Below are 9767 nucleotides of genomic sequence, written 5' to 3' on the forward strand. Positions count from 1 at the left end.
CATTTATGAAGTGAATTTCTTCATCTCAATTTCTAGATTTTCAGCACCCTGATAGAGCTCTGCTGTTGAGTTAGCAATAGTTTCAGAAGCGATAGCAGATTTCTCTGTTGAGTCGACAACCTGTTGTATCGCATTACTTACATCCTTCGCAACCGATTGTTGCTCCTGTGCCGCAATTGAAATTTCAGAAATGGATTGTGTGGTTTTTGACACACCAGCAACGATTTTCTCAAAGGCTTTCGATGCATCTTTTGAAATCTCACCACCTTGAACTACGCGTTTCACTGACTCATTGATCAATGCTGAAATCTCTTTGGTAGCTTGAGAAGAGCGCTCTGCAAGCTTGCGCACTTCATCGGCAACGACCGAAAAGCCCAAACCATGCTCACCAGCCCTAGCTGCTTCAATAGCCGCATTGAACGCAAGTAAGTTAGTTTGGCTTGCTATCTCACTGATAACTTTAACAATCTCACTAATCTCTTCAGACGATTTATTGATGAGTTCCATGGATTCTATTGACCTTGCAATCGCCTTAGACCCGTGGTCAGCTTCCACTTGGGTGTCTTTGGCGATTCTGTCCGCATCCTTGGTGTTTTGTGCGATTGAATCAATCGATACACTCAGTTCCTCAATTGATGCATTCATTTCCTCAGTTGTTGCACCGAGCGTCTGCGCACCGCGCGAAACCGTGCCCGATTGCTCGGATATGTCCTTAGCCTGACCAGCAAAATTGATTGCGATTTTAGTCACTTGTTCTTCAAGCTGAACTTGAGCGCTGATATCTGTGGCAAATTTGACGACTTTATAAACTCTTCCGCTTGCATTTAAAATTGGGTTGTAGGTTGCCTGTATCCAAACTTCCTTGCCGCCTTTTGCAATCCTTTTGTAACGACCCTGATCAGACTCACCACGGCCTAATTGTTCCCAAAATGCGCGATATTGGGGAGAATTAGCGTACTCAGTTTCACAGAATATTCGATGGTGTTGACCCTGGATCTCTGCCAGAGAATAACCAACGGTTTGGAGGAAGTTCTCATTTGCAGTGATGATGGTACCATCCAGGTTAAACTCGATGACAGCCTGGACTCGATTTATAGAATCTATCTTACCTTCAAATTCTGAATTGCGTAATTTTGACTCAGTAATATTGGTTGCGTACTTGACGACCTTATAAGGACGACCATTAGGATCAAACACTGGGTTGTACGAAGCATTGATCCAAATTTCTTCTCCAGTTTTCCCGAAGCGTTTGTACTCGCCCGAATCTGGCTCTCCCAACCCTAGCTTTTTCCAAAAGTCTGCATATTCCTTGGTCGCTGCATACTCAGGGTCACAGAAGATCCTATGATGTTGCCCCTGAATTTCTTCTAATGAATACCCTACAGTGGCTAAGAAATTATCATTCGCTTTGATAATGGTTCCATCAAGATTGAATTCTATTACGGCTTGGACACGGCTTATTGCAGCAATTTTACCCTCGAATTCTGAATTGCGGAGCTTGGACTCGGTAATATTGGTTGCGTATTTGACCACTTTATAAGGTTTACCATTTGGTGCAAAAACCGGGTTGTAAGAAGCATTGATCCAGACTTCGTTACCATTTTTATCAAAGCGCTGGTATTCTCCTGCGTCTGATAGTCCTGAGCCAAGTTTTTTCCAAAAATCGATATACTCTTTGCTAGCGGCATATTCTGCATCGCAAAAGATTCGATGATGTTGTCCTTTAATCTCTTCCATACTGTAGCCGACAGTATTCAAGAAATTGTCATTTGCCTTGATAATGGTGCCATCAAGGTTGAACTCAATCACAGCCTGCACGCGGTTAATTGCAGCAATCTTACCCTCAAACTCTGAATTCCTCAGCTTGGATTCTGTAATATTGGTGGCATATTTAACTACTTTATAAGGCTTGCCACTTGGATCAAGTACAGGGTTGTATGACGCATTGATCCATACTTCATTGCCATCTTTGTCAAAACGCTGATATTCACCTGAGTCAGGCTCACCAGAACCAAGTTTTTTCCAAAAATCAGTATATTCTTGTGTAGACGTGTATTCGGGGTCACAGAAGATTCGGTGGTGTTTACCTTTTATCTCATCAAGTGTATATCCTACCGTCGCCAAGAAATTATCATTGGCCTTAATAATGGTTCCATCTAGTTCGAACTCTATCACCGCTTGAATACGGTTAATGGCGTCGATCTTTCCTTCAAACTCAGCATTTCTAAGCTTAGATTCGGTAATATTAGTTGCGTATTTAACCACCTTATAAGGTTTCCCGCTCGGATCAAAAACTGGATTGTAAGAAGCATTTATCCATACCTCGTTGCCTTTCTTATCAAAGCGCTGATATTCACCCGAGTCTGGCTCACCTGAGCCAAGTTTTTTCCAAAAGTCTGCATAATCTTTGGTCGCTGCATATTCAGCATCACAGAAGATTCGATGATGTTTGCCTTTGATTTCGTCGAGCGAATAGCCGACAGTGGCAAGAAAGTTTTCATTAGCGCTGAGTATGGTACCATCAAGGTTGAACTCGATGACGGCCTGAACTCGATTTATTGCCGCGATTTTACCTTCAAACTCAGCATTTTTGAGCTTCGAATCGGTAATATTTGTCGCGTATTTGATCACTTTATAAGGTTTACCATTTGGATCAAAGACTGGGTTGTAAGAAGCATTAATCCAAACCTCTTTACCATTTTTATCAAAGCGCTGATATTCGCCAGAGTCAGGCTCACCCGATCCAAGCTTTTTCCAAAAGTCAGCATATTCTTTAGTCGCGGCATACTCCGGGTCGCAAAAGATTCGATGATGCTTGCCTTTAATCTCATCCAGTGAGTAGCCAACAGTCGCAAGGAAATTTTCATTGGCACTGAGAATGGTACCATCAAGATTGAACTCAATGACGGCCTGAACTCGATTTATCGCCGCAATTTTCCCTTCAACCTCGGCGTTGTTCTTTTTCGATTCAGTAATATTCGTTGCGTATTTAATCACCTTGTAAGGTTTGCCACTTGCATCTAAGACCGGGTTATACGAAGCATTTATCCATACCTCGTTTCCATTTTTGTCGAAACGCTGATACTCGCCAGCATCCGGTTTACCAGAGCCGAGTTGCTTCCAAAAGTCTGCATACTCTTTTGTAGACGCATAGTCCGGATCGCAAAATATCCTATGGTGCTTACCTTTGATTTCATCCAAGGTATACCCAACAGTGCTAAGGAAGTTCTCGTTTGCGTTGAGAATCGTGCCATCAAGAGTAAACTCAATGACCGCTTGCACGCGATTTATCGCATCGATCTTCCCCTCATACTCTGCGTTTCTCAACTTGGATTCGGTTATGTCAGTCGCGAATTTAACCACTTTGTAAGCAACACCATCTGCATTGATCACTGGATTGTAGGAAGCGTTGATCCAAACATCCTCGCCAGTTTTTTTTAGTCTTCTGTAAACACCTCGGTCAGTTCCACCAGAAGATAAGTTTTTCCAAAAGTCTTTGTATTCTTTGGATTTTACATAATCTTTATCGCAAAAGATTCTATGGTGTTTGCCTTGGATCTCTTTTAGCTTATATCCGGTGGTATCAAGAAAATTCTGATTGGCCGTAATAATGTTTCCATCGAGGTCAAATTCGATAATCGCTTGTACGCTATCGAGTGCCGTCATCAAGCTTTTGAGTTCGTCTATGTTATTTACATCTTTAGGTGTTTTTACGCTATCCATTGATTATTACCTTTCTGTCACGGCCTGCATCGTAATAATTGGCACGAAATAAGCCCACTGCATGACCAGAATCGTTTGCATAAATAATAGACAACCACGAGCAATTTATCTAAAAGATATAAATATCAATAGTAGTGAGCTTTGATCTTTGTAGAGAAATAAAATAAAGAAAGGACAAAAATATATTGATATACAAAGGCTTTATGAAAGGGATAATAATAAAGCTCCTCAAAAAGGAGCTTTAGAAAAAGTAAACTGATTAAAGCTTGAAGCGCTGAATCTCGTTTTCTAACTCATGAGAGAGCTCGGAAAGTTGGGAAGCCTGAGCCGCAGCAGAATGCGCTTCTTCAGCCAAATCTTGAGAAACATCACGAATGCCAACTGTATTACGTGTTATTTCTGAGGTCACCGACGCTTGCTCTTCAGCGGCAGAAGCAATTTGGGTAGCCATATCACTTATTCTTTCAACTGCTGACTGGATCTGAGTAAGACTTACAGCTGCTGAATCTGCATCATTAACACTGATATCGGTCAACTGACGGCTGTCGTCCATCATTCCCACGGCCTTAGTAGTGGTATTTTGTAAAGTCTCTATCATCTGTTGAATTTCCTGAGTCGATGCATGAGTACGTTGACTCAATACTCGCACCTCATCAGCAACAACTGCGAAACCTCGCCCTTGCTCACCAGCTCTTGCCGCTTCAATTGCAGCATTGAGTGCCAATAAATTGGTTTGTTCAGCAATTCCCTGAATCGTAGAAAGAATAGTACTAATGCTATTACCATGCGCCTCAAGTTCCTGAATCACCCCCGTTGCGACCTGAACTTCACTGGCAAGATTTTGTATCGAACTCTGAGTCTGATGAACCTGCTGGCCACCGTAAATACAAGCAGAAACCGCCTCAGATGAATTTTGTGCGGTATCTTCTGCATTGCCGGCAATTTCTTGAGTAGCTGCCGCCATTTCATTAATGGCAGTAGCAACCATATTAATTTCGTCTTGTTGAACACGTATGCGATTACTACGTTCTTCAGCTTGTTGTGCCGTTTGTTTGGCTTGTTCGGAAAGTGAAGCAGAGACCAAGCTCAACTTTGAAACCATGGTGTGCATATTGCCAACGAAAGTATTGAAGTTCTTAGCAAGTTGGCCAACTTCATCATCACTTTTGGGCTCAAGCCGCTGAGTTAAATCACCTTCACCTGAGGCGATCTCTTCGAGTGCTTGCGATACACGAACAAGGTCTTTAAATAGGAAACTCACTAACCAAGAAATCATTACAGCTACGATAATAGTGATGATTACTGCAGTAATAATTAAGCTTTGAAGAAGCTGAGAAAAAGCTGCTTCTTCAGTGGCCTTATCCATTTCTATAGCAAAAAACCAATTAGTACCAGGAACCTTAGCAAAGAAATACAGCTTTTCTTTACCCTCACGTTGGATAGTTTGTATAACCCGTTCAGAGGCTGCTCGCTTAATAGAAGTTAAATCAAATTTAGGCGATAAAGTCGTCACTGGTTGTAGAGAAAACGATTTATCTGGATGCGCAAGAAATGTTCCATTTTGGCCATCGATCAGCATGGCATAGGCATTGTCTCCAGCATCAAGGTTGATAACATCATCGATCAGCTGATCAATCAATACATCTGCACCCACAACCCCTACAAACTGACCGTTACGACGTACAGGTTCAGCGATACTTACCAAGAGCGCATGTGTTATCGCATCTTTATAGGCAGTGGTAATGATCTGTTTTCCAGAATTTTTTGCTTCGATGTACCAAGGACGAACTCTAGGGTCGTAATCGGCACGGTTTCGCTCTGGGTGTGAGCGGTACATCTCTCCTTGAGGTGTACCAAAAAACATATCATCAAAGCCCCCGGCATTTCTGGCTTGTTTTAGAAAAGGAACAAGCTGTGTTTCCTCTGTATAATCATTGAATGCAGTTGCTATATCTTTTCTGATTGATATCCAATCAGAAATACCCGCAGCCGCAGCATTAGCCAATGTTTCGGCTCTTGAATAGACTCCGTGTTGAGTTTGTTGAGCTAGTTGAGATGCAGATAACCACGTTAAGACGCTCGCCATTAATATAACAGCGATCAAGCTGGATAATATCAGCTTCTGTTTTAGTGAAAATTTCATTTTTATATACTTCTTGGAACAGACAGGAGCGGAGAGTTTATAATCAAACTTACTGTTATGCACGTAAATTAATTAAATTATTGAGTCAATATAACCAATTGTATTTTCGGGAGTTAGCACATATTTATATGTCGAAATTTTACGCCTAGTTTGAAATAAAAAATACCAGACTAAATGCCTGGTATTTAAATCCAATAAGCGAATTTGATGTCTTATTCAGTTGAATCTGAATTCTGTTCGGACGTTTCCTGCTCCGACTCCGAAACAGACTCCTCATTTTCTTCTTCAACTAAATCTGTTTCATCCAATTCATCAATTCGTTGCAGTCCAACGACCGACTCATCTTCAGCTGTACGAATCAGTGTTACCCCTTGAGTATTTCTACCCACTTGGCTTACCTCTGCAACTCGCGTACGCACTAGTGTTCCGGCATCAGTGATCATCATCATCTCATCACCCTCGACCACCTGTACAGCTCCAACTACGGGGCCATTGCGATCAGAAACCTTTATAGAGACCACACCTTGAGTTGCACGACCTTTCACTGGGTATTCAGACAGTTGTGTTCGTTTACCATAACCATTCTGGGTTACAGTGAGAACATCCCCGTCATTTGCAGGTACAATAAGAGAAACCACTTGATCGTCGTCGTTCAACTTCATACCACGAACACCTGCAGCCGTTCGACCCATCGCTCGTACCTTATCCTCGCTAAAGCGAACTACTTTACCTGCTTTGGAGAATAACATTATATCGCTATCGCCCGTGGTGATATCAACACCGATCAAGGAGTCGTCATCACGGAGATTAACCGCAATTAGACCATTTGCCCTTACATTAGCAAACTGCGTAAGCGGAGTTTTCTTTACTGTACCATCACCTGTTGCCATAAAGATAAACTTATCTTCACAGAACTGGTCTACTGGTAATATCGCAGTAATTCTCTCACCTTCCTCCAGCGGTAAAATATTCACGATAGGTTTTCCACGAGCATTGCGACTCGCTAATGGTAACTGGTATACCTTGAGGCGATAAGTCTTACCTCGCGTGGAAAAACACAGAATATTATCGTGGGTATTTGCAACAAGAAGACGTTCAATGTAGTCCTCTTCTTTCATCTTAGTGGCACTCTTACCTTTACCACCTCGACGCTGGGCTTCGTAGTCACTTAAGATTTGGTATTTTACATACCCTTCATGAGAAAGCGTAACAACCACATCCTCACGAGCAATAAGCTCCTCGAGATCAATGTCGTGACTCGCAGCAGTAATTTCTGTTCTTCGCTCGTCACCAAAACCATCTCTTACAGCAATTAACTCCTCACGAATAACTTCCATAAGACGTTCAGTGCTAGCAAGAATTATCATCAGCTCAGCAATTTCATCAAGTAATGTTTTGTATTCGTCAAGAATCTTCTCATGCTCAAGGCCTGTAAGTTTTTGTAGCCTTAGGTCGAGGATTGCCTGCGCTTGTTGTTCTGTTAGAAAGTATTGGCCATCTCTAATACCAAATTGTGCTTCTAACCATTCGGGGCGAGCAGCGTCTGTACCCGCTCTCTCCAACATGGCAGCGACGTTACCCAAATTCCAACCTCGAGCAGTTAGTCCAAGTTTTGCCTCCGCAGGTGTTGGTGCCTTTCGTATAAGCTCGATGATCTCATCGATATTCGCTAGAGCTAGAGCTAGACCCTCTAAGATGTGTGCTCTTTCTCGCGCTTTACGCAACTCGAAGATAGTACGTCGAGTTACGACTTCACGTCGGTGATCAACGAAGCATTTGAGCATTTCTTTTAAGTTGAACAGCTGCGGTTGACCATTATTCAAGGCCACCATATTAATGCCAAACGTGGTTTGTAATTGTGTATTCGCGTACAAGTTATTTAGTACAACTTCGCCCACGGCATCACGTTTACATTCAATCACAATGCGCATGCCATCTTTATCAGATTCATCGCGTAGTGCACTTATCCCTTCAACTTTCTTATCTTTAACTAATTCCGCAATTTTTTCGATGAGACGGGCTTTGTTGACCTGATATGGGATCTCAGAGACAACGATCGTTTCTTTACCGTTCTTGTCTGTTTCTATATCCGCTTTGGAGCGCATGTAGACCTTTCCGCGCCCAGTTTTGTAAGCATCGATGATACCTTTACGACCACTGATGAGAGCCGCAGTCGGGAAATCAGGACCAGGAATAAATTCCATCAGTTCATCAATAGTAATGTCTTCATTGTCGATATATTCAAGACAGCCATTGATGACTTCCGTCAAATTATGCGGTGGTATGTTGGTTGCCATACCTACGGCAATGCCTGATGCACCATTTACGAGTAGATTAGGCACTTTTGTCGGGAGAACGGCTGGAATCTGTTCTGTTCCATCGTAGTTTAAAACATAATCTACCGTTTCTTTATCCAAATCAGCCAAAAGTTCGTGGGCAATTTTTGACATACGAACTTCTGTGTAACGCATCGCTGCTGCCGAATCGCCATCGATCGAACCGAAATTACCTTGCCCATCGACCAGCATGTAGCGAAGTGAAAATGGCTGGGCCATACGAACAATTGTGTCATACACCGCACTATCACCGTGAGGGTGATATTTACCTATCACATCACCAACGACACGGGCTGATTTTTTATATGGTTTGTTCCAATCATTACCAAGCACATTCATCGCAAACAAAACGCGACGGTGCACTGGTTTTAGGCCATCACGCACATCTGGAAGAGCACGACCAACGATAACGGACATCGCATAGTCAAGGTACGAACCTCTTAGCTCATCTTCAATGTTTACGGGCGTGATCTCTTTCGCTAGATCGCTCATAGAGCCATTTTCCCTCTATTTGTAGATCGTATGTACAATACGCTTAAGGTGAAGAAATATAACACACATTTAAATGTTAGGGCATACTTTACCTCACCTTTTATCAGGTTGAGAGCTCAAAATGACTTAAAAGGTGAGAATTTGCACATATACCGCTTTCGACAGAAGAAATTGGTTCTTTTTTGCCCTCGTGAGTGAATAATTTTATCGGCAATTTTGGAGACTCATATCAAATCGGTGTAAGATAGATGCTCATAAGTCAGTAACAGTTTAAATTGAGCCCCTATGTCTACAAATAAAAACGTCGATCCAAATGAAATTAAAAAGTTTGAAGAAATGGCCTCTCGTTGGTGGGACTTAAACGGAGAATTCAAACCACTTCATCAAATCAATCCATTACGCCTTCAATATGTAAAAGATAATTCACAGGGTCTATTTGGTAAAAAGATTTTAGACGTTGGCTGTGGTGGTGGGATACTAGCAGAAAGCATGGCAAAACAAGGAGCGATAGTCACAGGTTTAGACATGGGTAAGGAACCTCTAGAGGTAGCGAGACTTCATGCTCTAGAAACAGGGACTCAACTAACTTATATCCAAAGCACGATTGAAGAGCACGCCAATTTAAATGCAGAAAGCTATGACATTGTCACATGCATGGAGATGTTAGAGCACGTTCCTGATCCCCTATCTGTTGTTCAATCGTGCGCCTCACTCGTAAAGCCAGGTGGACATGTTTTCTTTTCCACTTTAAATCGTAACCTTAAGTCTTACTTGTTTGCTATCGTTGGTGCAGAAAAACTTCTTAAAATCGTCCCCGAAGGCACACATCATCACGAGAAATTTATTCGCCCTTCTGAATTACTTACCATGATAGATCAGAGTACTTTAAATGAAGCAGGCATCACTGGTATACGTTATAACCCACTAAAAGATAGTTATAAATTACATAAAGATGTGAGCGTTAATTACATTATTCACGCTAACAAAATTTAACCTCAAGATAACAAAGAAAATAGCCGCTAAATGAGCGGCTATTTTTTATTTTTCTTGGAGATTGGTCGTAAAGTAAACAC

Annotated in this window: 4 protein-coding genes; 1 reads left to right on the top strand and 3 read right to left on the bottom strand. The window is 42.0% G+C overall.

The genetic code is table 11. The annotated features are described in order from the left end of the window. Positions 1–3: 3 nt before the first annotated feature. From RH40_RS21015 to gyrA, 3 genes are all read right to left on the bottom strand, one after another. Positions 4–3723, bottom strand: coding sequence for a methyl-accepting chemotaxis protein (locus RH40_RS21015; RefSeq protein WP_009599749.1), 3720 nt, complete (start codon positions 3721–3723; stop codon positions 4–6). A 259-nt stretch (positions 3724–3982) separates the two neighbouring features. Continuing rightward, positions 3983–5866 carry a methyl-accepting chemotaxis protein gene (locus tag RH40_RS02575; RefSeq protein ID WP_009599750.1) on the bottom strand — a complete coding sequence of 628 codons (1884 nt, stop codon included), beginning with the start codon at positions 5864–5866 and terminating at the stop codon, positions 3983–3985. A gap of 212 nt (positions 5867–6078) precedes the next feature. Then, positions 6079–8694: a DNA topoisomerase (ATP-hydrolyzing) subunit A gene (gyrA, locus tag RH40_RS02580; RefSeq protein WP_009599751.1), complete on the bottom strand. Its 2616-nt coding sequence runs from the start codon at positions 8692–8694 to the stop codon at positions 6079–6081. 285 nt (positions 8695–8979) lie between these two features. Between gyrA and ubiG the strand changes: the two genes are divergently transcribed. After that, positions 8980–9687: a bifunctional 2-polyprenyl-6-hydroxyphenol methylase/3-demethylubiquinol 3-O-methyltransferase UbiG gene (gene ubiG / locus RH40_RS02585; protein ID WP_009599752.1), complete on the top strand. Its 708-nt coding sequence runs from the start codon at positions 8980–8982 to the stop codon at positions 9685–9687. The last annotated feature ends 80 nt before the right edge of the window (positions 9688–9767 follow it).

The sequence above is a fragment of the Vibrio caribbeanicus ATCC BAA-2122 genome, assembly GCF_000165125.1.
Classification (GTDB): Bacteria; Pseudomonadota; Gammaproteobacteria; order Enterobacterales; family Vibrionaceae; genus Vibrio; species Vibrio caribbeanicus.

Bases quoted from the DNA above. Each gene is read 5' to 3' on its own strand.
- RH40_RS02575 (WP_009599750.1), bottom strand. From the start codon at position 5,866: ATGAAATTTTCACTAAAACAGAAGCTGATATTATCCAGCTTGATCGCT.
- RH40_RS21015 (WP_009599749.1), bottom strand. From the start codon at position 3,723: ATGGATAGCGTAAAAACACCTAAAGATGTAAATAACATAGACGAACTC.
- gyrA (WP_009599751.1), bottom strand. From the start codon at position 8,694: ATGAGCGATCTAGCGAAAGAGATCACGCCCGTAAACATTGAAGATGAG.
- ubiG (WP_009599752.1), top strand. From the start codon at position 8,980: ATGTCTACAAATAAAAACGTCGATCCAAATGAAATTAAAAAGTTTGAA.